This window comes from Salipiger abyssi (assembly GCF_017311415.1).
Lineage (GTDB): Bacteria > Pseudomonadota > Alphaproteobacteria > Rhodobacterales > Rhodobacteraceae > Salipiger > Salipiger abyssi_A.
Genome location: NZ_JAEKIS010000008.1, coordinates 167,830 through 193,477, shown reverse-complemented (window position 1 = coordinate 193,477; position 25,648 = coordinate 167,830). Strand labels below are relative to the sequence as shown.

At 65.2% G+C, this 25,648-nt stretch carries 22 protein-coding genes; 19 read left to right on the top strand and 3 right to left on the bottom strand.

The genetic code is table 11. The features are described from left to right. The 8 genes from I6N89_RS13320 to I6N89_RS13285 all read left to right on the top strand — a co-directional run bounded on the left by I6N89_RS13320 (position 1) and on the right by I6N89_RS13285 (position 10,896). The gene (locus I6N89_RS13320) at positions 1 to 2,064 is read left to right on the top strand and encodes a hydantoinase/oxoprolinase family protein (RefSeq protein WP_207018929.1); all 2,064 of its coding nucleotides are present in this window, start codon (positions 1 to 3) and stop codon (positions 2,062 to 2,064) included. Further along, positions 2,061 to 4,124, top strand: coding sequence for a hydantoinase B/oxoprolinase family protein (locus tag I6N89_RS13315; RefSeq protein ID WP_207018928.1), 2,064 nt, complete (start codon positions 2,061 to 2,063; stop codon positions 4,122 to 4,124). Before I6N89_RS13320 ends, I6N89_RS13315 begins: the two co-directional genes overlap by 4 nt. A 44-nt stretch (positions 4,125 to 4,168) precedes the next feature. Continuing rightward, a complete protein-coding gene (locus tag I6N89_RS13310) occupies positions 4,169 to 4,687 on the top strand; it encodes a TRAP transporter small permease (RefSeq protein WP_207018927.1) in 519 nt (172 codons plus the stop codon). Next, on the top strand, positions 4,684 to 5,994 hold the full coding sequence (locus I6N89_RS13305) for a TRAP transporter large permease (protein ID WP_207018926.1): 1,311 nt from the start codon (positions 4,684 to 4,686) through the stop codon (positions 5,992 to 5,994). The genes I6N89_RS13310 and I6N89_RS13305 overlap by 4 nt, the downstream gene beginning before the upstream one ends. Before the next feature lie 43 nt (positions 5,995 to 6,037). Then, complete coding sequence (dctP, locus tag I6N89_RS13300) at positions 6,038 to 7,153, top strand: TRAP transporter substrate-binding protein DctP (protein ID WP_207018925.1); 1,116 nt, start codon at positions 6,038 to 6,040, stop codon at positions 7,151 to 7,153. Between the two features lie 140 nt (positions 7,154 to 7,293). Then, the gene (locus tag I6N89_RS13295; protein ID WP_207018924.1) at positions 7,294 to 8,058 is read left to right on the top strand and encodes a hypothetical protein; all 765 of its coding nucleotides are present in this window, start codon (positions 7,294 to 7,296) and stop codon (positions 8,056 to 8,058) included. Positions 8,059 to 8,092: 34 nt separating this feature from the next. Beyond that, positions 8,093 to 9,862 (top strand): thiamine pyrophosphate-binding protein, encoded by a 1,770-nt coding sequence (locus I6N89_RS13290; RefSeq protein ID WP_207018923.1) that lies wholly within the window; start codon positions 8,093 to 8,095, stop codon positions 9,860 to 9,862. A 2-nt stretch (positions 9,863 to 9,864) separates the two neighbouring features. Further along, on the top strand, positions 9,865 to 10,896 hold the full coding sequence (locus tag I6N89_RS13285) for a 2-hydroxyacid dehydrogenase (protein ID WP_207018922.1): 1,032 nt from the start codon (positions 9,865 to 9,867) through the stop codon (positions 10,894 to 10,896). Positions 10,897 to 10,960: 64 nt separating this feature from the next. Here the strand turns inward: I6N89_RS13285 and I6N89_RS13280 are convergent, their stop codons facing one another. Continuing rightward, the gene (locus tag I6N89_RS13280; protein ID WP_207018921.1) at positions 10,961 to 11,515 is read right to left on the bottom strand and encodes a hypothetical protein; all 555 of its coding nucleotides are present in this window, start codon (positions 11,513 to 11,515) and stop codon (positions 10,961 to 10,963) included. A gap of 123 nt (positions 11,516 to 11,638) precedes the next feature. Then, positions 11,639 to 13,540, bottom strand: coding sequence for a TRAP transporter permease (locus tag I6N89_RS13275; protein WP_236016606.1), 1,902 nt, complete (start codon positions 13,538 to 13,540; stop codon positions 11,639 to 11,641). 505 nt (positions 13,541 to 14,045) lie between these two features. Between I6N89_RS13275 and I6N89_RS13270 the strand changes: the two genes are divergently transcribed. The 7 genes from I6N89_RS13270 to I6N89_RS13240 all read left to right on the top strand — a co-directional run bounded on the left by I6N89_RS13270 (position 14,046) and on the right by I6N89_RS13240 (position 21,243). Then, on the top strand, positions 14,046 to 15,326 hold the full coding sequence (locus I6N89_RS13270) for a Rieske 2Fe-2S domain-containing protein (RefSeq protein ID WP_076698566.1): 1,281 nt from the start codon (positions 14,046 to 14,048) through the stop codon (positions 15,324 to 15,326). 119 nt (positions 15,327 to 15,445) lie between these two features. After that, a complete protein-coding gene (locus I6N89_RS13265) occupies positions 15,446 to 16,582 on the top strand; it encodes an alpha-hydroxy acid oxidase (protein WP_328805877.1) in 1,137 nt (378 codons plus the stop codon). A gap of 129 nt (positions 16,583 to 16,711) precedes the next feature. Next, the gene (locus I6N89_RS13260) at positions 16,712 to 17,650 is read left to right on the top strand and encodes a PDR/VanB family oxidoreductase (protein ID WP_207018919.1); all 939 of its coding nucleotides are present in this window, start codon (positions 16,712 to 16,714) and stop codon (positions 17,648 to 17,650) included. Further along, positions 17,640 to 18,827, top strand: a complete 1,188-nt coding sequence (locus tag I6N89_RS13255; protein WP_236016605.1) for a Gfo/Idh/MocA family protein — start codon at positions 17,640 to 17,642, stop codon at positions 18,825 to 18,827. The genes I6N89_RS13260 and I6N89_RS13255 overlap by 11 nt, the downstream gene beginning before the upstream one ends. After that, a complete protein-coding gene (locus tag I6N89_RS13250) occupies positions 18,824 to 19,816 on the top strand; it encodes an ABC transporter substrate-binding protein (protein WP_236016604.1) in 993 nt (330 codons plus the stop codon). The genes I6N89_RS13255 and I6N89_RS13250 overlap by 4 nt, the downstream gene beginning before the upstream one ends. A gap of 14 nt (positions 19,817 to 19,830) precedes the next feature. After that, entirely contained in the window at positions 19,831 to 20,283 is a 453-nt protein-coding gene (locus I6N89_RS13245) for a hypothetical protein (protein WP_207018918.1), read from the top strand. A gap of 27 nt (positions 20,284 to 20,310) precedes the next feature. Then, positions 20,311 to 21,243: a DMT family transporter gene (locus I6N89_RS13240; RefSeq protein WP_207018917.1), complete on the top strand. Its 933-nt coding sequence runs from the start codon at positions 20,311 to 20,313 to the stop codon at positions 21,241 to 21,243. Between the two features lie 3 nt (positions 21,244 to 21,246). Here I6N89_RS13240 and I6N89_RS13235 read toward each other — a convergent pair whose 3' ends face one another. Next, positions 21,247 to 21,675: a MarR family winged helix-turn-helix transcriptional regulator gene (locus I6N89_RS13235; RefSeq protein ID WP_236016603.1), complete on the bottom strand. Its 429-nt coding sequence runs from the start codon at positions 21,673 to 21,675 to the stop codon at positions 21,247 to 21,249. Between the two features lie 136 nt (positions 21,676 to 21,811). On the opposite strand from I6N89_RS13235, the gene I6N89_RS13230 reads away from it, so the two are divergent. The 4 genes from I6N89_RS13230 to I6N89_RS13215 all read left to right on the top strand — a co-directional run bounded on the left by I6N89_RS13230 (position 21,812) and on the right by I6N89_RS13215 (position 25,615). Further along, a complete protein-coding gene (locus tag I6N89_RS13230) occupies positions 21,812 to 22,177 on the top strand; it encodes a Rieske (2Fe-2S) protein (RefSeq protein WP_207018916.1) in 366 nt (121 codons plus the stop codon). A gap of 16 nt (positions 22,178 to 22,193) precedes the next feature. Further along, entirely contained in the window at positions 22,194 to 22,463 is a 270-nt protein-coding gene (locus tag I6N89_RS13225; RefSeq protein ID WP_236016602.1) for a hypothetical protein, read from the top strand. Between the two features lie 21 nt (positions 22,464 to 22,484). Further along, positions 22,485 to 23,723, top strand: a complete 1,239-nt coding sequence (locus I6N89_RS13220) for an amidohydrolase family protein (protein WP_207018914.1) — start codon at positions 22,485 to 22,487, stop codon at positions 23,721 to 23,723. Between the two features lie 554 nt (positions 23,724 to 24,277). Then, on the top strand, positions 24,278 to 25,615 hold the full coding sequence (locus I6N89_RS13215) for an LLM class flavin-dependent oxidoreductase (protein ID WP_207018913.1): 1,338 nt from the start codon (positions 24,278 to 24,280) through the stop codon (positions 25,613 to 25,615). The last annotated feature ends 33 nt before the right edge of the window (positions 25,616 to 25,648 follow it).

The following is a 25,648-nucleotide window of genomic DNA, read 5'->3' as shown; positions in this document are numbered from 1 at the left end:
GTGAGCGACGTAAGTTTTCAGCTTGGCATCGACATCGGGGGGACCTTTACGGATCTCAGCCTGCTGGCGCTGGATGGGGGCGCTTCGCATACCCACAAGGTGGCCAGCACGCCCTCCGCACCGTCCCGAGCAGTGGCGCGCGGCATTCGCGAGCTGATGTCCTCGGTGGGCAGCGCGCCGGACGCGATTTCGTATTTCGTGCATGGCCAGACCATCGCCCTGAACGCCGTGCTGGAACGTCGCGGCGCCCGCTCGGCGCTGATCGTCAGCGCGGGCAATGGCGACATTCTCGAAATCGCGCGGCTGCGGAAGAAGGACATCTTCAACCTCAAGGCCTCGCTGCCCTCGACCATCGTGGCGCGTCAGGACGTCTATGAGATCCCGGTGCGCGGCGACGACGCGGATGCCTCCGCCGGGCTCGCCGCCATCGACGCCGTGATCGCGCAGCTTGCGCCCGAGGTCGAGAGCGTCGCGATCTGCCTGCTTGGCGCCTATAACAGCGACGCGGTGGAGCGGCAGCTCGCCGAGCGCATCCGCGAAACGCGCCCCGATCTCTACCTCTCCTGCTCTTCCGATCTCTGGTCCGAGATCCGCGAATACGAGCGCGCCAGCGTCGCCTCGCTCAACGCCTATGTGCAGCCGATCATGAGCCGCTATGTCGACAATCTGGTGATCGACACGCAGGAGGTCGGGCTCGACACCGCGTTGCAGATCACCCAGTCGAACGGCGGCGTGCTGAGCGCGTCGAGCGCCAAGGCCAAGCCGGTCAACACCATGCTGTCCGGTCCGGCCTCGGGCGTGGTGGCGGCGGCCTATGTCGCCGGGCTGAGCGGTGTCGGCGACGCGGTGACGCTGGATATCGGCGGCACCAGCGCCGATTTCTCGATCATCCGCGATGAGGAGCCGGTCTATTCCACCGATGCCGAGATCGGCGATTTTCCCATCGTCATGCCGACGGTGGATGTGTTCGCCGTGGGCGCAGGCGGCGGCTCCATCGCCTGGTTCGATCCCTTCGGCATCCTCAAGCTCGGCCCGCAAAGCGCCGGTGCCGAGCCGGGGCCGGCCTGCTACAATCGAGGCGGCACCGAGGCGACGGTGACCGATGCCTATCTGGTGGCGGGCTACATCGACGCCGGGAAGTTCGCCGGAGGCTCGCTGAGCCTCAAGGCAGAGAATGCCTTTGCCGCGGTGGGGCGGATCGCGGAGCGGCTGGGCTGCTCTGCCGAAGATGCCTCCGAGGCGATTCTGCGCCTCGGCACCGCGACGATGACCAGCGCCATCCTTCCGATGATGACCAAGCGCGGGCTCGATCCCCGCGACTTCACGCTCATCGCCTTTGGCGGCGCGGGTCCGACCCATGCCTGCCTGCTGGCCGAGGAGGTGGGGATCGGGCAGATCCTGGTGCCGCCGTCGCCGGGCACCATGTGCGCGCTCGGCGCCACCATCGCCGATTACCAGTACAATTACATCCGCAGCCTGCGCAAACCGCTGACCGGGATCGACGCAGACACCATGCGCGCGATTTACGGCGAGCTGGAGCAGGAGGGCCGCGACGCGCTCGCCGCCGAGAACCCGATGATCGAGCGGATCGAAATCGTGCGCTCGGCCAATATGCGCTATGCCGGTCAGGCCTTCGACGTCGACGTGACGCTGCCCGCCGATCTCGACATCGGCGCGCTGACACCGGAGCGGCTGGCCGAGGCGTTCCACGACACCTACGAGGCGCTCTATCACAACAGCGAGCGCGACGCGGCGGTGGATCTGGTGTCGCTGCGGGTGCGGGTCTTTGGGCGCCGCGCGAAACCGTCGCTGCCGCCGGCAAGGCAGCGCGATGACGCCGGGGGGCTCGCCGCCATCGGCACCCGCCCGATCTATCACGGCGGGCAGGCGCATGAGGCGTCGGTCTATCGCCGCGAGGATTTCTGCGCGGGCGACAGCGTCGCGGGCCCTGCCGTGGTCGAGCAGTTCGACACGACCACGGTTGTGACGCCGGGCTTTACCGCCCGCTGCGATGCCGCCGGAAACCTCCTCCTGACCAACGCCAAGCGGGAGAAACGCCAGTGACCGAGAAACTCTCCGCCCTGCGCACCGATTCCGCCCAGCTCGATATCTTTGTCCAGCGCTTCCGCTCCATCGCCGAAGAGATGGGCTATGCGCTGCAACGCACCGGCCACACCGCCTTTGTGAACGAAACCGCCGATCTCGGCGTGGCGCTTGTCACCCCCGAGGGCGAGATCTTCGGTTACCCGCACAGCATCGGCATCACCATGTTCGCCAATCTCGACTTCACGTCGATGATCGGCGCGTTCGACAGCTACGCGCCGGGTGACGTGCTGATCTGCAACGACCCCTATCGCAGCGCGGGGCTTTCCTCGCACCTGCCCGATATCAGCCTGCTGGCGCCGATCTTTCACGACGGCACGCTGGTCTGTTTCGCCTATGCCTATGTGCATTCGACCGATGTCGGCGGCCGCGTCGCGGGCAGCCTCTCGCCGTCGAGCTACGAGATCTATCAGGAAGGCATCCGCATTCCGCCCTCGCATCTCTACAAGGCGGGCGAGCTGAACGAGGAGCTGATCAACCTCATCCTCTGCAACTGCCGGGTGCCGCATGACAACTGGGGCGACCTGAAGGCCATGGTGACCGCGCTGCGCGTGGCCGACCGGCGGGTCGGCGAATGCGTGGAGAAATACGGGCTCGCCGGTGTCACCGATGCCATGGGCGACGTGCTGAACTACAGCGAGATGCGCGCGCGCGCGGTGATCGCGGGCATTCCCGACGGCACCTACCGCTTTGCCGATTATCTCGACGACGATGTGGTCTCGGACATTCCGATCAAGTTCTGTGTCGCGCTCACCGTAAAGGGCGACGAGATGGAGGTCGATTTCACCGGCACCGACTCGCAGCTTCGCACCGCGTTCAACATCTTTTCGGACGGGCAGGCACATCCCTGGTTGGTCTATACGATCATGTTCGTGCTGCTGACCATCGACCGCGACATTCCGGTGAATGCCGGGCTGATGCGCTCGGTCAGCGTGGTGACCCAGCCGGGCTCTGTGGTGAACTGCAAGGCGCCGGCGGCGGTCGGGCTGCGCACCACCACCGGCGTGCGGGTGCAGGACGCCATTCGCGGCGCGCTGGCGCAGGCGCTGCCGCGCGAGATCCCCGCCGCAGGCGCGGGCTATATCGCCCCTATCGTCTTTACCGAGCCGGATCTCGCCAAGGGCGGGCTCAAGGTCAACGTGCTGGAGCCCATGGTGGGCGGCACCGGCGGGCACGAGGATGGCGACGGACTGAATGCGCGCGACGTGGTGGACATCGCCAACCTGCGCAACAGCCCCATCGAGATCGTCGAGAGCGTCTCGGGCGTGCGCATCCTGAAATACGCGCTGCGCCCGGACTCGGGCGGCGCCGGCAAGCATCGCGGTGGGCTTGGCATCGTGTTCGAATTCGAGGTGCTGGAGCATGACTGTCTGGTGACCGCGCGCGGTCAGGAACGGCACCGGTTCCGGCCCTGGGGGGTTCTCGGCGGGCAATGCGGCGAAAAGGCCGCGGTCTATATCCGGCGCTCCGGCGCGGCGGAGTTCGAGCCGCTCGACAAGATCGACTCGCTTCAGGTCGATTGCGGCGATGTGCTGCGCGTGCTCACACCGGGCGGTGGCGGCTATGGCTCGCCCTTCGAGCGCGACCCGGAAATGGTGCTGCACGATCTGCGCAACGGGCTGATCTCGGAGCAGGCGGCGCGCGATGCCTATGGTGTCGTGCTGAAAGACGGCGCGGTGGATAGTGCCGCCACCGAAACGCTGCGGAAGGAGCGGGGCGGACAGGGGCAGCCCGCCATGTTCAACTTCGGACCCGAACGCGACGCCTATGAGGCGGTCTGGACCGAAGAGGCCTGGGCACGGCTGATCGAGCATGTCTTTACCCTGCCGGTGCCCCTGCGTGCCTCGATGCGCGGGCGGCTCTGGAAAGCGGCGCAGCGTCTTGCGGACGAACGCGGCACCGCCCTGACGGCGGCGGATATCGACCGTTGCTGGACCGAGGCGATCCCCGCCGGCATCGCGCAGCGCCACACGGCGCAGGGCGGCACGCCGGACGCGGCGGATATGTCGAAGGCATCGTAATGGCAGCCTCTTCGCATATCCCCCTTCGCCGGATGCCCCGGGGCGTGATCCGCATCAGCGAGATCGCCGTCGCGCTTTCGGGCGTGGTGATGGCGCTCATGGTGCTGCATGTGGTCAGCGATGTCGGGCTCCGCTATGTTGTCGGCGTGCCACTCTCCGGCACCACCGAGATCGTTTCGCGCTATTATATGGTGACGCTGATCTTTCTGCCCATCGCCTATGTGCAGATCACCGATCAGAATATCAGCGCGAGCCTCGTAAGCGATCTGCTGTCCTCGCGCTGGCGCATCCTGCTCGACTGTCTGACCTCTGTGCTGATGGCGGTCTATGGCGGGTTGCTCGCCTGGCGCATCGGGGTCGAGGCGATGCGCGCCACCGCCGTGTCCGAGCAGATCCAGACCTCGGCCTTTTTCCTGCCGACCTGGCCCTCGCGGTGGATTCCGGTGCTGGCTATGGGGCTGGTGGTGATCGTGTCGCTGCTCGGGCTTGCCGTGCAGATCATGCGCTTTGTCCGCCACGACCAAGCTGCCCACGAAGAAACCGAGACGGGGGCGCTGCCATGAGTTCGCTTGCCATCGGTTTTTGGGGCATGGGGGTCGCGCTGTTCCTCATCGCCCTGCGGGTGCCCATCGGGCTGGCGCTCGGGCTCGTGGCCTTTGTCGGCATCGCGATCCTGACAAGCTGGAACGCCGCTTTCAGCATCCTCGGCCTCATCCCCTTCGAGACCGCCGCCAGCTGGGAGCTTTCGGCCATCCCGATGTTCCTGCTGATGGGCGCGCTGGCCTTCCGCTCGGGCCTGACCACGGCGCTGTTCGATGCGGCGCGGCTCTGGCTGGGCTGGCTGCCCGGCGGCGTGGCGGTGGCGACGAATTTTGCCTGCGCCGGGTTCGCGGCTGCGTCGGGGTCGAGCCTCGCCACCACGCTGACCATGGGCCGCATCGCGCTGCCCGAGATGAAGAAGACCGGCTACGATATGGGGCTGGCCACCGGGGTGGTCGCCTCGGCGGGCACGCTGGGCTCGCTCATTCCGCCAAGCGTGCTGATGATCCTGATCGGCGTTTTCGCGCAGACCTCAATCATCAAGCTCTTTGTGGCCGGTATCATTCCCGGTCTGATCTCGGCGCTGGCCTTTGCGCTGATGATCATCCTGCGCGCCAAGCTGCAACCGCATGTGGCCCCGCGCGACAGCGAGCGCACAAGCTGGAGCGCCAAGTTCCGCGCCATGGCGGGCATCTGGCCGCTGCCGGTGCTGGTGCTGGGGGTGATCGGCGGCATCTATAGCGGCATCGTCACCGCCACCGAGGCAGGCGCGTTCGGCGCGGCGCTGACCTTCGTGATTGCGCTCGCCAATGGCACGCTGTCCTGGCCGGTGATCAAGGCCAGCTTCTGGGACGCGCTTGTCGGCACCGCGACGCTGTTCTTCATCGTGCTCGGCGCGGTGTTGCTGACGCGGTTCCTGGCCTTCTCTGGGCTGCCGATGTTCCTGGCGCAGTTCATGGCGGAAGCGAACATCTCGCCGCTCGCGGTGATCCTGATCTCCGGCGCCTGCTTTCTGGTGCTGGGGATGTTTCTCGACCCGCTCGGCCTGCTGTTCCTGACGCTGCCGATCATGCTGCCGATCTTCAAGACGGTCGGGCTCGACCTGACGCTGATGGGCGTGCTGATCGTGAAATTCGTCGAGATCGGCCTGATGTCGCCGCCGGTCGGGCTGAACGTGTTTGCCGTGAAATCGCTCGTGGGGTCTGACGTGCCGCTCACGACGATCTTCAGGGGGGTGTTGTGGTTCCTGGTGGTGGATCTCGCGGTGATCGGTCTGCTGATCGCATTCCCCGAGATAACGCTGTTTTTGCCAAGAGTTATGGGACTTTAGGAGCGGCCGGACGAACGGCCGGATTTAGGGAGGAGAAACGAAAATGCAGAAGAGACTGCAAAAACTGATAGGGCTTTTCGCCGGCACCGCGATTGTCGGCATGGCCAGCGCCGCCAGCGCGGACCGGCTGATGTACAACACTTTCATGCCGCCGCTGGCGATCGAGGCGGTCGAGGCGCAGGCGTTTTTCGAAGATCTGTCGGAGACCACCGGCGGCGATCTTTCGGCGCAGGTCTTTGTCGGCGGCCAGATGCTTGGCGGCAATGCCACGCTGGGCGGTATCCGCGACGGGGTGGTCGATGGCGGTTTCATCGTTCCCACGCTGAATTCCAGCGAGATCCCGCATGTGGCGATGCTGCCCGAGCTGCTGCCCTTCGCGGATAACTTCTGGGCCGCCGCCGGCGCGACCAACGAGACCATGATGCTGAACTGCGCCGAATGCATCGCCGATCTGGAGCATCAGAATGCGGTCTGGCTGGGCGGGCACGCGGCCTCGCCCTGGTATCTCATGTGCGCCGAGCCCATCGAACAGTTCTCCGATCTGTCGGGGCGCAAGATCCGCGTCACCGGCGGTTTTGCGGTCCGGCTGATCAACGCGCTGGGTGCCGTGCCGGTGTCGTTGCCGGCGAGCGAGGTCGGTCCGGCGCTGCAACAGGGGCAGGTCGATTGCGCCGTCGGCAACCTCGCCTGGCTGGAGACGCTGGGGCTGATCGACTCCGTGCGCAGCATCGTCGATCAGCCCATCGGCAGTTATCACGGGCTTGGCGAATTCGTCTTCAACAAGGGCTCGGTCGACAGGCTCGACCCGGCGAACCGCGAGGCGCTGCTGTCGAAGATCCCGGGCCGGATCGCGCAGATCACCAAGACCTATGCCGATCAGGAGGCCTCGGCCCGCACCGCCGGTGAGGAGAAGGGCATCGTCTTCTGGCAACCAGATGACGCCTACAACGAGGCGATGGAGGATTTCCGCTCGCGCGAACTCGACGCGGTGGCCGCCGATATCGTCAAGCTTGGCGGATCGGCCGATGCCGAGGCGATCGTGCGCCAGCATATCGAGACGCTGGAGCGCTGGAAGGGGCTCGTCGCGGATGTCGAGGGCGATCCGGAGGCCTTTGCCGAACTGCTCGAGCGCGAGGTGTTCTCGAAGCTCGGTCAATAACCAAAACGGGCCCGCGGTCTCTCCCACCCTCTCAGGGCGGGCGCCTCCTCCGCGCCGCAACCCGGGCCCGAAACGCCCCCGTCCGCGCCTTTCTCCCATTGCGCGGGCGGGGGCTCCGTCAACTTTGGATGGAAAGCCACATGGCGACAGAGACGACAAACAGTGCTGCACCGGATCTGGCCTCGGGCCGGGTCCGGTTTGGCGCGCGTGCCCGGTTCGGCATCATCATGCCCTCGGGCAACCGCGTGGCGGAGGGCGAGCTTGCGGCGATGATGCCGCGGGATATCTCGTTGCATGTCACGCGGCTGCGGCTCACCGGCAGCTCGCCCGAAGAGCTCGACGCGATGACGCGCGATATCGACGGCGCCGCGGCGCTGGTCGGCGATGTGGCGCCCGCGCTGGTGGGCTTCCACTGCACCGCCGTCTCGACCCAGAGCGCCGCACGCGAGGCGGATATCCTCGCGCGGGCGCGTGCCGCGTCGGGTAGCGATGTGGTGGCGACGTCAGAGGCGGTGATCGCGGCGCTGGAGGCGCTTTCGGCGCGCAACATCGTGCTCGTCACGCCCTATCTCGACCATATCGTCGAAAGCGAGGTTGCCTTTCTCAACCGCCACGGCATCGCCGTTGCCGATGCCTTTGGCCAGGGTCTCAACACCACCGCCGAGATGGCCGAGGCCGATCCGGCGCTCTGGTACGATCTGACCCGCCAGCGGCAGACCCCCGAGGCAGAGGCGTATTTCCTCAGCTGCACCGCGATCCGCTCGCTTGAGACCGTGGCGCCGCTGGAGGCGATCCTCGGCAAACCCGTGATCACCAGCAACCAGGTCATGGCGTGGCATCTGCTGCGCCGCGCCGGTCTGTCCGACCGGCCCGAGGGCTTCGGCTGCCTGCTGAGCCAACATTGAAACATCAATCGGAACATATGAAGGAGAAGACAATATGAACGATCTGACACCACAGCGCGTGGAAACGCCGCTCCCGTCGGAGGATAACGGGGTCTGGGGCAGCGATATCTTCGCGGAAGTGCTGCGAGGCCTTGGCGTGAAATACGTTGCGCTGAACCCGGGGTCGAGCTTTCGCGGGCTGCATGACAGCCTGGTCAACAAGCTCGGCAACCACGATCCGCAGATGCTGCTCTGCCTGCACGAGGAACATGCGGTGGCCATCGCCCACGGCTATGCCAAGGTGACGGGCGAGCCGCTGGCGGTGATCCTGCACAGCAATGTAGGTCTCATGCACGGCACCATGGCGATCTTCAACGCCTGGTGCGACCGGGTGCCGGTGCTGATCTATGGCGCGACCGGCCCGGTGGATGCGGCGATGCGGCGGCCCTGGATCGACTGGCTGCACACCTGCCGCGATCAGGCGTCGATGATCCGCAATTACGTGAAATGGGACGACCAGCCCGCCTCGATGGGCGCGGCGATCGAATCCATGCTGCGCGCCGATGTGATCGCGCGCACCGCGCCCTTCGGGCCGACCTATGTGAATTTCGACGTGTCGATCCAGGAAAAGCAGCATGAGAGCGTGCCGGCGCTGCCCGATTACGCCCGCTACCAGCCGCCGATGCCCGCCGATCCCTCGGCCACGGGCGTGGCGCAGGCTGCCGAGCTGCTGAAGGGCGCCAAGACCCCGGTGATCCTGGCGGGCCGCGTGTCGCGCGATCCGGCGGACTGGGCGCGGCGCGTGGCGCTGGCCGAGGCGCTCGGGGCCGAGGTGCTGACCGATATCCGTATCGGCGCCTCCTTCCCGACCGACCACCCGCAACATCGCGGCAAACCGGCCTTCTTCATCGACGACGCGGCGGGCGAGGTGCTGCGCCGCGCCGATGTGATCCTCAGTCTCGACTGGCTCGACGTGGCCGGCACGCTGAAGCTCGGCGGCGAGATCAAGGCCAAGGTCATTCAGGCCTCCATCGACTATCAGCTGCACAATGGCTGGGGCATGGAGCATCAGGCGCTGCCGGCGCTCGACCTGCACCTTGCCAGCACGCCGGACGCGGCGGTGCATGCGCTTGCCGACGCGCTCGGCGTGGGCGCGGGCACGCTGCCCGAGGATCTGCCGGTGAAGCCGGCGCTCGACGCGCCGCCCGCCGATACGCCGCTCGACATCATGACGCTGGCCGGCGCGCTCGGCGAGGGTCTGGACGGGGTCTGCGCCTCGATGGTGCGGCTGCCGCTGGGCTGGGCCGGCGAGAGCTGGCATTTCCGCCACCCGCTCGACTTCCTGGGCTCCGATGGCGGCGCCGGGATCGGCTCGGGTCCGGGCATGCTGATCGGGGCCGCGCTGGCACTGAAGGACAGCGACCGGCTGCCGGTGGCGGTGCTCGGCGATGGCGACTTCATGATGGCGGCCTCGGCCTTCTGGACGGCGGCGCATTACGGCACGCCGTTCCTGGCGGTGGTGTCGAACAACCGCTCCTTCTACAATGACGAGGTGCATCAGGAGCGCGTCGCGGTGGCGCGCAACCGCCCGGTCGAGAACAAGTGGATCGGCCAGCGCATCGGCGATCCGGATATCGACATCGCAGGCGTTGCGCGCGCGCAGGGCTGCGAAGGCATCGGCCCGGTCACGACGGCGGGCGAGCTGGTCGAGGCGGTGCGCAAGGGCATCGCCATGGTGCAGGAGGGCAAGAGCGTGGTGATCGACGCCCGTGTCCAGCCTGGCTACAACCCCAACATGGTCGCCGGCCTGACGCGGAGCGAATGACCATGGCGCCGAAGATCTATATCGCCCAGGATCCGGTGCTTTCGGATGTGCTCGACAGCGCCTCCGGCATGCTCACGGAAAAAGGCTGGGAGGTGATCCGGGGGCCAGAGGTGGTGCCCGGCGTGCCGCGCAGACTGTCGGAGGAGGAGCGCGCCGCGCTCCTCACCGATGTCGACCTGATCGTGGCAAGCTCGCGGTCGCGGCTCAGCGAGGCGGATCTCGACGCCTCGCCGCGGCTGCGCGCGGTGGTCTTCCCGACCATCGGGGTGGATGCGGTCGATCTGGAGGCCTGCGCCGCACGCGGGCTTCTGGTGGCCAACGGGGCGACGCCGGAAAACTTTCTGGCGATGTCCGAGGCGACGGTGATGCTGATGCTCGTGCTGCTTTACCGGCTGCATGAATCCGAGCGTCTGCTGCGCGAGAACGCGCCGCGCCCGCAGGTGATGTACGGGCGGATGCTGCGCGGCCGGACGGTGGGGCTCATCGGCTCGGGCCGGATCGGCGGCGGGGTGATCGCGCGCCTGGCGGCCTGGGAGCCGGCGGAGATTCTGGTGCACGACCCGTTCCTGACGCCGGAAACGGCGCCTGCGGGCGTGCGTCTGGTGGGCCGCGACGAGCTGCTGGAAAAGGCCGATGTGATCAGCCTGCATGTGCCGCTGAACGCCGAGACCAAAGGCATGCTGGGCGAGGCGGAGCTGCGGAAGATGAAATCCGACGCGATCCTGGTGAACACCTCGCGCGGTGGGCTCATCGATGAGGACGCGCTGGTGCGGGTGATGCGTGACGGCCATCTCGCGGGGGCGGGTCTCGACGTGACCGAGACCGAGCCCCTGCCGATGGACCATCCGCTGCGCTCGCTCGACCGGGTGATCCTGACGCCGCATATCCTCGGCCACACGATCGACCTCTACACGGTCATGCCCGAGGTGCTGGTGGACAACGCCACCCGGCTGATGACGGGGGATCTGCCGCTCTACACCAGAAACCCCGGGGTCGAGACGGACTGGCGAAAACGTCTCGACAGCATCGGATGACGAAAGAACAGGGGCCCGCGACGACATCGCGGGCCCCTGTCACATTCGCGCCTGATCGGACGCCCTACTTGAACAGCCAGCCTTGCAGATGCCGGTTCAGGAAGGGCACCAGATAGCGCGCGTTCAGCCCCGTCAGAAGCAGCGCGACGATGAAGAGCGAGATCGGTTTCGGCATATTCGCCGTCACCGGGCTCAGCCCGTAGACCAGCCCGATCAGCGCCGGATAGACGGCGATCATGCTCACCGTCCAGCGTTTCCAGAAGGCCGGCACCTTCTGCGCGGGCGGTGCGGGGTTTGCCGGTTTGGCGCGGCATTGTGCGGTCGAGGCGGTCACATGCGGATCTGCGCCCATCTCTGCGGCCAGCCCGTCGAGCGGGTTTGCATCGCTCTCGGCCATGTCGCGGACGCCGAGCGCAATGCGGAACCGCCGCGTCGTGCCGTCCGGCTTTTCGCTGAACTCGAATGTCTCGACACAGGGCTGCTGCCGGAGCTCGGCCATCGCACCGGTGAGCGTCGCGGCGATGCGGGCGGCGTGCGCTTCACTGACCGATAGGGAAAGGGCAACGCGGCGGGCCTCCGTATCCGGGGCCTCGCCGAGGGTATTCGAACTGTCTGGCATCCGCGGAAAATCCTGTTGTCGTCTGGTTCACGGGATACGCCGAATACGCCCCCCGGAACGGCCATGTGGCCACCGGTCAGGATGGCCACATGAGGGTTTGTCTAAAAGGGCGGATGAGCGCGTCTAGGCACTTTTCTTTTCCGCCGCCTTTGGCAGCCGCAGCAGGTGCCGCCCGACCAGCGCGGCGATCAGCAGCATGCTGACCAGCGCTATGACCGGGTAGGGGCAGACCGCGCCCACTGCCGCGAGTGTCAGCAGCAGCCTCTCAAGCGTGCTCAGGTTGCGCCCCATGGAGCCTTCGACCGAAATCGCGATGGCCCCCGTCGCCATGGCCGCGCCGACCACGGCAAGCGTGTTCGACAGCGGATCCAGCGCCAACAGGATGCCGGGGTTCCACACGAAGGCGAAGGGCAGCAGGAAGCCCACCACCGCGAGCCGCACCGCCGAGAAGGCGATCTTGAAAGGGTCTTCGTCGGCGATGGCCGAGGCGGCGATGGCGGCCACGGCAATCGGCGGAGTCAGAGCCGAGAGGATCGCATAGTAGAGCAGGAACATCTGGCTCGGCAGCGTCGGGAAGCCGAGCTTTGCCAGCGCCGGCCCGACCAGAACGGCGGCGAGGATATAGGCACTCGGCGTCGGCATCCCGAGACCGAGAATGATCGTGACCACGGCGGAGATCACCAGCGTCAGGATCGGCTGCGCGTTACTCAGTTCCAGAATCACATTGGCCGATTTCATACCGAGGCCGGTCATCGAGAGCCCGCCGATCACCAGCCCGGCGGCGGCGCAGGCGCCGGCCACGGGCAGGATCTGGAGCGTCGTAGTGCCCAGCCCCTCGACGATCTGCCAGGGCGTCATCCGGGTTTCCTTGAGGATCATCGACGCCACAATGGTCGCCGCGACGCCCACACCGGCGGTGAAGGTCGGCGAATAGCCGAGCATCAGGGCGACAATGATCCCCACGATGGGGATCAGGAACACCCAGCCGGTCTTGAAGGTCTCGGCCACGGTCGGGATCTCGCCCTCGGAGGGGCGCAGATCGAGCCTCACGGCACGCAGATGCACCTGCGCAAAGACGCCGGCATAGTAGAAGAGCGCCGGCAGCAATGCGGCCAGGACGATCTCGTTGTACGATATCCCCGAATACTCGGCCATGATGAAGGCGGCAGAGCCCATGATTGGCGGCATCGCGCTGCCGCCGGTGGAGGCGGCAACCTCGACGGCGCCGGCGAAGCGCGCGCTGTAGCCCAGCCGCTTCATCACCGGGATGGTGATCGAGCCGGTGGCCACCACGTCCGACGTCGGACTGCCCGACATCGTGCCGTAGAGGCCAGAGGAAATGACGGCGATCTTCGCCGGTCCGCCGCGCGAGCGGCCGGTGATCAGCGAGGCAAGATTGAAGAAGAAATCGCCGCCGCCGGCCTTCGACAGGAAGGTGCCGAACATCACGAAGAGGAAGACGTAGCTCGCCACGACCTGGATCGGCACACCGAACAGCCCGTCGGTGGTAAAGACCAGGATGTCGAGCAGATAGCTGAACTCGCTGACCCGGTGCCCGAAGGGCGGGGGCAGGAGGTAACCGAAGAGGTTGTAGATCAGGAACAGCATCACAACGCCGGTCAGACCCAGGCCGGTGGTGCGGCGGGTCGCTTCGAGCGTGAGGAACAGCAGCGCCGAGCCGAAGAACAGCTGATCGGGCGTGAAGGCATCGAGCAGGCTGATACGATCCGCGATCGCATCGGTGCTCATGAAGAAGTAAATGCCGCAGGCGAGGCTCAGCGCCGAGAGAATCCAGTCGTAGAACGGGATCTCGTCAGGCGCCCGCGACGTCGCGCCGACGGCGAGGAAGAGGATGGTGAAGATCCCCGAGATAAAGAGGATCCCGAGGATCAGCGGGTCGGAGATGACGAAGAGGTTTGCATATATCACCCAGATGGCGAAGGCGGCGGCGAGGATCACCACGGCCTTGCGCATCCGGGGGCCGAGGCTTCGGCGGCGGCCGGTTTCCGTTAGTGAGGGAATCATTATGCCTGTCCCGTGTTCCGGTTGCGGATCGCGGGTGATTCGCATTCCGGCATGGTTCCGTCGGTCGCGCCCCGGCGCGACAGGTTGAGCCGGCCGCAGCTATGGGCCGGTACCGCGCTGCGCACCTCGAACCTCTTATATGAGGTGACGTCGGAGACGCTCGCGAATCGTAAGCTGGCGGTCTCTAATATCATGTATTGCCTCCCTGTTTTCCTGCGCGGGCCGGACTGTCCGGCGCTGCGCTTTCCCCTGACCGGATGAGGATGCGACCCTTGCGAAGTCGTGGAATCCTCCCCCGGAAATGTAGATTCTTAGAGATCTATGTTTAATGGCGGGTTTTCGTATGTCAACTTTGTATCTTTTCCAGAGATGACTTCCGCGGCACCGCGCACAGGCAGGGTCAATCGCCGGGCAAGCGCTCTTGACAGACATTACTTAGATAGCTAAGAACAAGAAAACAGCCGGCATAACTGTCGGCTCGGTTGATTGCTGGAGGGAGGCCTTAATGCTTACGCCTGAAGAAAACGAACTGCTGACCCGCGTGACCGGCGATGCGCCCATGGCGAAACTGATGCGTCAACACTGGACCCCGGTTTGCCTGATGGAAGAAGTCGCCGAACCCGATGGAAAGCCGCTGCGCGTTGAAGTGCTGGGCGAAAGCTATGTCGCCTTCCGCGACACCAAGGGCCGTCTCGGCATGCTCGACGAGCTTTGCCCGCACCGTAAGGCGTCGCTGGTTTACGGGCGCAACGAGGAATGCGGTCTGCGCTGCCTCTATCACGGCTGGAAGATGGACGTGGACGGCAATGTCGTCGCGATGTCGTCGGAGCCTGAGGGCAGCCCGCTGATGGACAAGGTCAAGGCGCGCTCTTACCCCGTGCGCGAATGGGGCGGGTTCGTCTGGGCCTGGCTCGGCGACAAGGACGAAATGCCCGAATTCCAGGCGCCGGCCTTTGCCCCCGAAGAGGACACGCCGGTCTCGATCCTCAAGATCCGCGTGCCGGCCAACTGGGCGCAGATCCACGAGGGCCAGATCGACAGCGCGCATTCCTCGTCGCTGCACTCCTCCAACATGGTGCCGGCGCGTGTCGAAGGCGCCTCCGCCGACGATAAATCCTGGTATCGCCCGTCGACCGACAAGTCGCCGCGCATGCAGACGGAAACCACCAGCTACGGGTTCCACTACGCGGCGATCCGCAAGCCGATCAAGAATTCGGCCACTCATAACTATCTGCGCATCACCGAATTCGTCGCGCCGTACTATTCGCTGATCCCGCCGAACAACAACTACAAGGTGGCCAGCGTCATCGTGCCGATCAACGACGACGAGACCGCGTTTCACTTCATCGCCTTCGGCGGCCCGAACGTGCCCTCGACCGAGGAATGGCGCAAGTTCGCCCATGCGGTGCCGGGCGTCGATGTCGACCACAAGTGGCGCACGGTGCGGACTTTGGAGAACGACTTCATGCAGGATCGCGAGCGCATGAAGGAAGGGCACTTCACCGGCGTCGACGGCATCCCGAACGAGGATATCGTGATGTGGGTCTCGATGGGCAGCCGCGTGCAGCGTCACACCGACACGCTGGGCGCCTCGGACCTCGCCATCGTCGAGTTCCGCCGCCTGATGGCCGATGCCGCCAAGAAAGTCGCCGAGGGCGGCACCGCGATCGGCACAGATTCCGACGTGCCGCAGGCGAATATCGCCTCGCATGAGGGTGTCTATCCGAAAGAGGTGGACTGGCGCACGCTGGTGAAGCCCACGGGCGCCACTCAGGCCGCGGAATAACCCTTTCTCGCTTGCTCCCGGATCCGCCCGGCGCCCACGTGGCCCGGGCGGATTTTTTGCGCCCTGCATTGGTGGGGGCGGGGCAGTGACGGGTTGACCACCGACAGATGAAGCATGCCGTGAATATCGACGACCTCCGCCGCCTGGCCCGCGCCCGGCTGCCGCGGGTCGTGTTCGACTATCTCGATGGCGGAGCGGAGGACGAGACGACGCTGCGCGCCAACCGTCAGGCGCTGGACGATCTGCGCCTGACGCCCCGGCTGCTCGGCGGCGGGCGCGTCGATCTCTCGACCGAGATTTTCGGCCAGCGCTATGCCGCGCCTTTCCTGATCGGGCCGACCGGGCTCAATGGGATTTACTGGCCCGATGGCGATCTGCACATCGCCGGTGCCGCCGCAGAGGCGGGGATCGGTTTCACGCTCTCCACCGCCTCGAATACCTCGATGGAGACCATCGCCGAACGTGTCGCCGCGCCGCGCTGGTTTCAGCTCTACCCCTGGGGCAAGCCCGATTTCTCGCAGGCGCTGATCGAGCGCGCCGAGGCCGCCGGCTATTCGGCGCTGATCCTCACGCTCGACTCGCTGGTGGGCGGCAAGCGCGAGCGCGATCTGCGGCACGGCTTCTCGCATGAGATCCGGATGAGCGCGCCGGTGGTGCTCGACGGGCTGCTGCATCCGCGCTGGCTCGCCTCCGTGTGGCTCGGCGGCAAGCGGCCCCGGTTCGAGAATCTGGAGCGGTTCCTCGGCAAGGGCGCCAGCAATGCCGAGCTTGCCGATTTCACCCGCTCGCAGCGCAACCCGCAGTTCTCCTGGGACGATGTGCGCCGCATCCGCAAACAATGGTCCGGGCCGCTCCTGATCAAAGGGATCATGTGCCCCGAGGATGCGGTGCTTGCGCGTCAGGCCGGTGCCGATGGGATTATCGTGTCGAACCACGGCGGGCGGCAGCTCGATGGCGCGCCGGCGACGGTTTCGGTGTTGGAACGGATCGCGGATCAGCTCGACGATGGCGCCACACTGCTGCTCGACGGTGGCATCCGGCGCGGCAGCGATGTGGTCAAGGCGATGGCGCTCGGTGCGCATGGCGTGTTGCTCGGGCGGGCGCCGCTTTACGGGTTGGCCGCCGGCGGGCGCGACGGCGTCGACCGGGCGCTTGCGATTCTCGCCGACGAGTTGGAGCGCACCATGATCCTGATCGGCTGCGAGCGGCCCCGGGAGCTGGGTCGCCAGCATCTTGCCGGGGTCGAACTGTGCTGATTCCGGCAAGGCTCTCGGATAGATAGATAAAAAATATCTGTTTTCCGCGTCTTGAACCCCCGGGGATCGTTGACAGTATTAACTTAGCTATCTAACTTATAGCAGCCGCGAACAGACTGGGAGGACCTTATGGAGCAGTTCAAGATGCGTGTCGAAAAGCGGCGCGCTTTGACTCCAGGCATTACGGAATTCACCCTTGCACCGGTCGATGACGTCGATCTGCCCAGCTTCGACGCCGGTGCGCATATCACCGTCGAGACGCCCTCGGGCGCGATGCGGCGCTATTCGCTCGTCAATGACGGCAGCGATCCCGACACCTATGTCATCGCCGTCAAGCGCGAGCCGGAATCGCGCGGCGGCTCGGTGTCGATGCATGAAGAGGCGACCGAAGGTTACGAGCTGACGGTCGAGGTGCCCGAGAATGATTTCCCGCTGACCGATGTCTCGAAATACCTGCTGATCGCTGGCGGCATCGGGATCACGCCGATCTACGCGATGGCGCGCCAGCTCGCGAAGAAGGGAAAGGAACTGCGGATCATCTATTGCAGCCGCAGCGCCGAGGACTCCGCCTATCTCGAAGAGCTGAACGAGGCTTTCGATGGTCGGATCATCGTGCATCACGACGATGGCAACCCCGAGAACTCCTATGATTTCTGGGACGACTTCCTGACGCCGCGCGCGACGCATGTGTTCTGCTGCGGCCCCAAGCCCTTCATGGAAGAGATCAAGGCGGTGTCTGGCCACTGGCCCGAGGGGCGCATCCATTTCGAGGATTTCAAACCCGTCGACGTGGTGCGCGAGGATGACGAGCCCTTCGAGGTCGAGCTGAAGAAGACCGGCAAGACCCTGACCGTGCCCGACGATCGCTCGATCCTGGAGACGCTGCGCGATGCCGGGCTGCAAACCGTCAGCTCCTGCGAGAGCGGCACCTGCGGCACCTGCAAGACCCGACTGCTGAGCGGCGACGTCGATCATCGGGACATGGTGCTGATGGACGAGGAAAAAGAAGATTACATCATGATCTGCGTGTCGCGCGCCAAATCGGGGAGGTTGGTTCTTGACCTCTGATCCCGTCCGCCTCGGTGTCGTGGGGCTGGGACGTGCGTTCATGCTCATGGTGCCGACCTTCGACGCCGACCCGCGCGTGAAGCTGGTCGCCGCCGCGGCGCCCCGCGCCGAAAGCCGTGCCGCGTTCGAGCGCGACTACGGCGGCACCGGTTACGAGTCCGTCGAGGCGCTTTGTGCCGATCCGTCGGTCGAGGCCGTGTATATCGCCACGCCGCACCAGATGCATGTGGACCATGTTCTGGCCGCCGCGAAGGCCGGCAAACATATCCTCGTCGAAAAGCCGCTGGCGATCTCGATGGAAGATGCCGATATCATGGTGAATGCCGTGCGCGAGGCAGGGGTTCATTTGATCGTCGGGCCGAGCCACAGCTTCGATCTGCCGATCGATATCGCCGCCCGCCGCATCGCCAGCGGCGAGTTCGGCGCGCTGCGGATGATCCAGGCGCTGAACTACACCGACTTCCTCTATCGCCCCCGGCGCCCCGAAGAGCTGCGCACCGAAGAGGGCGGCGGCGTCCTCTTTAGTCAGGCGATCCACCAGATCGACGTGGTGCGGCGGCTCGCGGGGGGCATGGCCGACAAGATTATCGCCATGACCGGCGCCTGGGATCCGAAGCGGCCCACCGAGGGCGCCTTTACCGCGCTCATGACCTTCGAGACCGGTTGCATCGCCAACCTGACCTATTCCGGCTACGCGCATTTCGACAGCGATATCTGGATGAACAATGTCGGCGAGCTCGGCCAGGTCAAGAACCCCGACGCCTATGGCGGCGCGCGGCGCGCGCTGGCCGATCTTAGCCCCGAGGACGAGGCGCGGCTCAAGACCACCCGCACCTTTGGCAGCGGCAAGACCATCGAGGCCGAGCATAACGAACATTTCGGCCCGGTGATCGCCATGTGCGACCGCGCCGACCTGCGCCTCACCCCCGACGGGATCGAGGTCTACGGCGATACCGAGCGCAGCTTTATCGAGGCACCTTTCGGCCCCGCGCCGCGCAAGACGGTGCTCGACGCGCTGGTCGGTGCGGTGCGCGAAAATACCTCGCCGGTCCAGTCCGGCGAATGGGGGCGGGCGAGCCTTGAGGTTTGCCACGCCATCCTGACATCCGCCGCCTCGGGTCAGACCGTCGCGCTGCGGCACCAATGCAAGGCACAACACCAGGAGTTTCCACGATGACGAATCTCAAGCTTTCCCTCGCGATGGGAAACTACGACCGGACGCGGGCCATCGTGGACGGGCGGGTGCAGATCGACGGTGTCGATCCGATCCCGATGCTGCTGTCGCCGGAAGAGATGTTCTTCCGCGCCTTCCGTCATCAGGCCTTTGATATCAGCGAGCTGTCGCTGTCCTCCTACTCGATCTCGGTCGCGCGGGGCGAGCCGCATTACGTCGCCCTCCCGGTCTTCCTGAGCCGCGCTTTCCGTCATACCTCGGTCTATATCCGCACCGACAAGGGCATCGAAAAGCCCGAGGATCTGAAGGGCAAGCGCATCGGCATCGCCGAGTACCAGCTTTCTGCAAACGTCTGGGTGCGTGGCATCTTGGAAGACGATTACGGCGTGAAGCCCTCCGATATCACCTGGGTGCGCGGTGGCATGGACACCGCCGGGCGGCCGGAAAAGATCAAGGTGCAGCTGCCCGACGACATCACCATGGAAGAGGCGCCGGTGGGCAGCACGCTCAACCAGATGCTGGCCGATGGCGAGATCGACGGCTTTGTCGGCCCGCGCTGGCCGCGCTGCTATGCCGAAGGCCATCCGCATGTGGGCCGGCTGTTTGCCGACAGTATCTCCGCCGCCGAGGATTACTATCGCCGCACCAGGATCTTCCCGATCATGCATGTTCTCGGCGTGCGCCGTACTCTGGTGGAGGAATACCCGTTCCTGCCCGCCGCGCTGCTCAAGGCCTTCACCGCGTCCAAGCGGCTGGCCGAAGAGGCGCTCTTTGACACCTCGGCCACCAAGGTCACCATGCCTTTCGTCGAGGACAACCTGAAGCGGGTGCAGACCCTGATGGGCAACGACCCGTGGAGCTATGGTGTCGCCGATAACGTCGCGACGCTGGACAAGTTTCTCGACTACCATGCGAGCCAGGGCCTCTCGCCGCGCCGTGTCAAGGTCGAGGAGCTGTTTCACCCGTCCACTCTGGAAGCCTACAGTCTCTGAAAAGGAGTCCCAACGTGGAAGAATACGCACCCGGCGATATCGTCGAAATCGCTACGGACAAGGGGCTGGCCTATGTTCAGGTCACCCATGTCCACCCCAGCTATCCGCCCGTGGTCAAGTTCCTCAAGGGTCCGAGCGCGACGCGCCCGGACAATGTGACCTCGCTCGCCGAGATCCGTGAGGGCAAAATGGCCATGGTGCCGCTCGGTGGCGTGCTGAAAAAGCTCGGACTCAGCCATTCCAAGGCCGGCGAGATCGAGATCCCGCGCGCGCAGCGGCATTTCCCCACCTTCCGGATGCCGATCCGGGGCAAGCAGGGCGAAATCATCTACTGGTGGTTCTGGGACGGGCAGGGGCTGACCTATTCGCCCGAGTCCGAACTGACCGACGAGCAGCAGAAGATGCCGACGCGCGAGGTCATGTCCTCCGAGCGCTTCCTCGAACAGCTCCTTGCCGATGCCGGATAAGCGCGGCGCAACCGCAGACCGGCCCCGATGACGGCACTGATCGGGGGGCTCCTCGCGACTTTGGGAGCCTTCTGCTACGCACTGAGTTCGGTCGCCATCGTCAAAAGCGCGCGCTCCGCCGAGGGGCGCGGCAATGATGTGCTGGTCTCGGTTCTGATGACCGCCGCCATGTCGGGGGGCCTCTGGCTGTTCATCGGCCCACCGCTGCCCGGCGCCGATCTTGCTGCGCTGATCGGCATCGGATATTTCGTCTGCGCCGGTATTCTGGGCAATGTGCTGGGCCGGCTGACGCTGTTCCGCTCGGTCGAGCTGAACGGCGCGATCGAAACCGGCCTGATCCGTCGGCTGATCCCGGTTTTTGCTGCCGTCCTGGCGGTGCTGCTGCTGGGCGAGGTTATCACCCCGGTGACGGTCGTCGCCTTTCTGCTGGTGACGGCGGGCGTGCTCATCATGATGATGCGCAGCTTCGGGCGCAGCGGTCTGCTCAGCGCTTTCTCGCAAAGTGCCAATCCCGACCAGCGCAAGGGCAGGGCGCTCGCGCTGGGATCGGCGGCGAGCTATGGCGGGTCTTTCGTTGCCCGCAAGCTCGCCATGCAGACGATGCCCGACCCGCTGCTCGGAGCGTTCATCGGGGCGCTGACCGGTCTGGGCTGGTTCGGAGCCTCGGCGCTGCGGACGGGCCGGCTGTGCGCCGGCCTGGCCGGGATGCGGCTGCCGAGCCCATGGCAATTGCTTGCTGCGGGCTCGATGAGCATCGGTCAGATCGTGGTGTTCTTTGCGCTGCAACTGGCCGATGTCGCGACGGTTGCGATCATCGCCTCCGTGGAGATGTTCTTTGCCGCCTGGCTTGCCGGCCACATCTTCAAGACCGAAAAACCGCCCGGGCGCCGTTTTTACATCGCGTCGCTGCTGGCCGGCGCGGGTGTGGTCCTGCTCGCCGTCTCGCCGATGCTGCGCTGAAGCTCAGCTCTCCGCCGACAGGTTGTCGATCATCTTGTCGAGCGCCCGGAAGAGCTGAAGCAGCTCGCCCTCGTCGAAATCCTCCGACGCGATATCGGCGATGACGCGGGCGGTATCCATCGCCTCGTCGATCTTGGCATGCCCGGCCTCGGTGAGGCTGACCACCAGCATGCGCTTGTCCTGCTTGTGCCGGTCGCGCCGGATCAGCCCGCGCTGCGCGAGCTCGTCCAGCACCCGGGTCGAGGAGGCCTTTTCGATCCCGAGCTGGGCGGAGAGCTCCGATTGCGAGATCCGCACCTCCTCCTTCAGCGTCCGCAGATGGATGTACTGCGCCATGCTGAGCTCTGCGGCGATCAGGCGCTTCTGCAAGCGCTTCCCATAAAGGTGATGCGCGAGTCGCAGCGAGGCGCCAAGGCCGCGCCGCTGCGACATGGGAATCGGTATGTCCTTGTTTTCCATCGCGATCCCCGATCCTCGTCAGCTTGACAGAGGATAGGTCAACCCATATAGTAAGACAATCTTACTAATTTAAATAGTAAGATGATCGTACTAAATTGGGAGGGAAACCATGCCTGAAAAACTGCTCTGCGCGACGGCCGATCTCAGCGATACGACCGCCAAAATCTTTGAGATCGAGGGGGTCGAGATCGGTGTTATCCGCCACAACGACACCGTCGTGGCGTACAGGAACATCTGCCCGCATCAGGGCGGCCCGGTCTGCGAAGGGCTGAAGATGCCCCGGGTCTGCGATGAGCTGGACGAGCAGAAACGCTCCGTCCGCCAGAGTTTCGACACCACCGAAATGCACTTCGTCTGCCCCTGGCACGGCTGGGAATTCAAGATCGAGACGGGCGAGGCCATCGGCGATCCGAAAATCCGCCTGAGCCGTTACAAGGTCATCGAACGGGACGCGCAGATCTATGTCGAGGTTTGAGAAAATGAGCGCGGATATGCGCCCCGTGGACGCCGCTTTCGACGATGTCCTTCGTGCCCTGCGCGCCCCCGAGGCCGGCGGGCTGAGCCTGGAACAGGTGCAGGCGCTCTTTGCCGAGGTCGTGCGCGTCTATGCTCGGCTGCACGAAGAGGACGAGGCGGTCGAGACCTTTCCCAAGGGCAACGACATTTCGGCGACCGAGGTCGCCATTGCCGCCACCGGCATTCTGGAGGCCGCCGACATGGCCGCCTTCGAGCTCGGCATGTGGCAGACGCTGAAACACTGAACGCGCGGGAGGAACGCCAAAATGACAATGCCCCAGAACCCACTGAATTACAGTTCCGACGCCGATCCGGCGATCAAGGAGTTCGACACCACCAAGCTTCTCAAGAACGCCAGGAAACAGGCACTGGAGCGCAACTACAAAGACTTCTTCATCTGCGACGTCGACAGCCACCATTACGAGACCGAGGCGCTGCCGGAGATCCTGCAATACATGGACGATCCGGTGCTGCGCCATCTCGGCCTCTCGGCGGGCAATGTCGGGCGCGCGGGGCTGATCCCGCAGGCCATCGGCTCGCAGGACATGGCGGGCCGCGTGACGCGCTATCCCGGCCGCAGCAAGGAGACGGTGCCGCCGACGCCCCATCGCGACATCACGCTGACCCGGCGCTGGATGGACGCGCTCGGCGTGGACATGGCCTGCCTCTTCCCGACGCCGATGCTGCTGCTGGCCACGCATCCGCAGCCCGAGGTCGAGGTCGCCATGGCGCGCGCCTATAACCGCTGGCTGTGCGAGCGCATTCTCGAAGAAGACAAGCGCATGTGCTCGATGGTCTATCTGCCGATCAACGAGCCGCACGAGGCCGAGCGCATCATCGACGAGTTCGCCGAGCGCAAGGGCGTCGTGGGCTTCCTCTCGACGGGCTATCTCAAGCGCCCGATCCACGACAACGCCAATATGCGGATCTTTTCCAAACTTGAGGAACACGGCATGCCGCTGGGCTTCCACGCGGTCTACAACTGGTCTGATTCCTCGCTGTCGCAGCTCAACAAGTTCATCTCGGTGCACGCGCTCGGGTTCGCCTTCTGCAACATCATCCACATGACAAACTGGGTGATGAACGGCATGCCGGAGCGTTTCCCCAAGCTCCGCACCATGTGGATCGAAAGCGGCCTCGCGTGGATTCCCTTCCTCATGCAGCGGCTCGACAACGAATACATGATGCGCACCTCGGACGCGCCGCTGCTCAAGAAGAAGCCCAGCGATTACATGCGCGAGATGTTCTATTCGTCGCAGCCGATGGAGCTGGTGGACAACCGCGAGGCGCTGGAGGTCACTTTCAAGATGATCAATGCCGAGACCCAGCTGCTCTATTCCTCGGATTACCCGCATTGGGACATGGACCTGCCGAGCACGATCTACGACTTGCCCTTCCTCGGCGAGCAGGCCAAGCGCGACATTCTGGGCGGCAACGCGCAGAAGCTCTTCAATCTGGCGCCGACGATGTCGGAATGGAAGCTGGAGGCCCGTAAGGCCGGCTGAAGATACACGCATGTGGTTCCGCCTGTCGCGGGGCCATAGTCCTGGACACCCGCGATGCGCCGACATCGAAGGACGGGGCGCGCGCAAGACCTTTCATTGCATCTACCGAGACAGCCCGCCGCAATGCGCGCGGGCTGTCTTCCGTTTTGGCGCGAGGTGCCCGCACGGCTCTGCGGCGCGCCTTTTTGCGGTGGTCTCACCGTCCTTCCGCTGCGCGGCGCGTCTGGGGCGATCCATGCCGTGGCGATGATATATAGATAGTATTATATTATGCGTGGGTCCGTTCTGCGGCTGCCGGCGTGATTCAAGATGCCGTTCGTGAGGCGATACGGCGTTTTGATGGCGATCTGCGTTCAAATAAGCCGCAACACCCGCCCTTAACCGCTCAATCCCTGAGCGCTTGGCGGATAACTCGGCTTCTAGCTATGACATGAAATTATTTCTCTTGCGGGAAAATCGGACACAAACAAATGTATAAGCGACCTTCGCAGATCGGGACGCGACCGGCGGATGTCTCGGATTGTGATTTCGGCACAAGGCGAAAAGGACCTGACATGTCGCGGAAGATGCATCTTGCCCTCCTGACCAGCGGCGCTGGCAATCATGTTGCGGGCTGGCGCATGCCCGACGCCGAATTCGGCTCGGAAAACCTCGATCTGATCACCCGCGCGGTGCAATCCGCCGAGCGCGGCTGTTTCGACATCGCCTTTTTTGCCGACAGCCTGCACGGCGCGCCGGACGCGCCCGCAAAGAACGTCACGAGGCTCGAGCCGCTGACCCTGCTGGGCGCGCTCTGCACCGCAACCTCGAAGATCGGCCTCGCCGCCACCGTCTCCACCACCTATTCCGAACCCTATAACATCGCCCGCGCCTTTGCCTCGCTCGACCGCATGAGCAACGGGCGCGCCGGCTGGAACGTTGTGACCGGGGCGAGCCCCGAGGCGGCGGGCAATTTCGGCACCGATCCCTTCCCGGATCACGCCGCACGCTATGGCCGCGCGCGGGAATATCTCGATGTCTGCAAGGGGCTCTGGGACAGCTGGGACGATGGCGCCATGGTCGGCGACAAGCAGAGTGGCACCTATGTCGATGCTTCGAAGATGCACCGGCTGAACCACGAGGGCGAGCATTTCTCCGTCAGGGGGCCACTCAATGCCAACCGCCCGCCACAGGGCTATCCGGTGATCCTTCAGGCCGGCGCCTCGCCCTCCGGGCTCGATTTCGCCGCGCGCACCGCCGATGTGGTCTTTGCCTCGCAGCAGATGCTGGAGGATGCGACCGTGTTCTCCGACAAGCTGCGCGGGCTGGTGGAGGCGGCGGGCCGTCCGCGCGACGCGCTCAAGATCCTCTTTGGCGTGATGCCGGTCATCGGGCGCACCGAGGAGGAGGCGAAGGAAAAGGTCGCCGCCCTCGGCGCGCTCTCCGATCCCGATGCGGCGATGCGCGCGCTCTGCGACCGGGTGGGGCATGATCTCACGCAATGCGATCTCGACGCGCCGCTGCCCGAGCTGCCCGAGACCAATATGATGCAGGGCCATTCGGTGGTGCTGCGCAAGCTGGCCAGGACGAAGAACATGACCGTCCGCGAGCTGCGCGATTATGTCGGCGCCAGCTCCGGCCACCGGCTGGTGATGGGCACGCCCGACCAGATTGCCGAAGATCTGGCCCTTTGGTTCACCTCTGGCGCCGCTGACGGTTTCATGATCCTGCCCGCCTATCTGCCGGGGCCGGTGGACGATTTCGTCAACGAGATCATTCCGCGTCTTCAGGCCAAGGGTCTGTTCCGCACCGCCTATGAGGGCAGCACGCTGCGCGACCATCTGGGCCTGGACCGACCACCGCACCCGGCACAGGCCGCCGCCCCGGCGCGCGAACCCGTTTCCGCAAACTGAACCGATCCGGGCCAACCCGGACACCTCCCAACT

Coding starts and splice junctions, on each gene's coding strand:
- I6N89_RS13235 (WP_236016603.1), bottom strand. CDS start 21,675: ATGTCGCAGCGGCGCGGCCTTGGCGCCTCGCTGCGACTCGCGCATCAC.
- I6N89_RS13260 (WP_207018919.1), top strand. CDS start 16,712: ATGGAGCAGTTCAAGATGCGTGTCGAAAAGCGGCGCGCTTTGACTCCA.
- dctP (WP_207018925.1), top strand. CDS start 6,038: ATGCAGAAGAGACTGCAAAAACTGATAGGGCTTTTCGCCGGCACCGCG.
- I6N89_RS13270 (WP_076698566.1), top strand. CDS start 14,046: ATGCTTACGCCTGAAGAAAACGAACTGCTGACCCGCGTGACCGGCGAT.
- I6N89_RS13225 (WP_236016602.1), top strand. CDS start 22,194: ATGCGCCCCGTGGACGCCGCTTTCGACGATGTCCTTCGTGCCCTGCGC.
- I6N89_RS13220 (WP_207018914.1), top strand. CDS start 22,485: ATGACAATGCCCCAGAACCCACTGAATTACAGTTCCGACGCCGATCCG.
- I6N89_RS13230 (WP_207018916.1), top strand. CDS start 21,812: ATGCCTGAAAAACTGCTCTGCGCGACGGCCGATCTCAGCGATACGACC.
- I6N89_RS13240 (WP_207018917.1), top strand. CDS start 20,311: ATGACGGCACTGATCGGGGGGCTCCTCGCGACTTTGGGAGCCTTCTGC.
- I6N89_RS13280 (WP_207018921.1), bottom strand. CDS start 11,515: ATGCCAGACAGTTCGAATACCCTCGGCGAGGCCCCGGATACGGAGGCC.
- I6N89_RS13215 (WP_207018913.1), top strand. CDS start 24,278: ATGTCGCGGAAGATGCATCTTGCCCTCCTGACCAGCGGCGCTGGCAAT.
- I6N89_RS13285 (WP_207018922.1), top strand. CDS start 9,865: ATGGCGCCGAAGATCTATATCGCCCAGGATCCGGTGCTTTCGGATGTG.
- I6N89_RS13290 (WP_207018923.1), top strand. CDS start 8,093: ATGAACGATCTGACACCACAGCGCGTGGAAACGCCGCTCCCGTCGGAG.
- I6N89_RS13295 (WP_207018924.1), top strand. CDS start 7,294: ATGGCGACAGAGACGACAAACAGTGCTGCACCGGATCTGGCCTCGGGC.
- I6N89_RS13305 (WP_207018926.1), top strand. CDS start 4,684: ATGAGTTCGCTTGCCATCGGTTTTTGGGGCATGGGGGTCGCGCTGTTC.
- I6N89_RS13275 (WP_236016606.1), bottom strand. CDS start 13,540: ATGATTCCCTCACTAACGGAAACCGGCCGCCGCCGAAGCCTCGGCCCC.
- I6N89_RS13250 (WP_236016604.1), top strand. CDS start 18,824: ATGACGAATCTCAAGCTTTCCCTCGCGATGGGAAACTACGACCGGACG.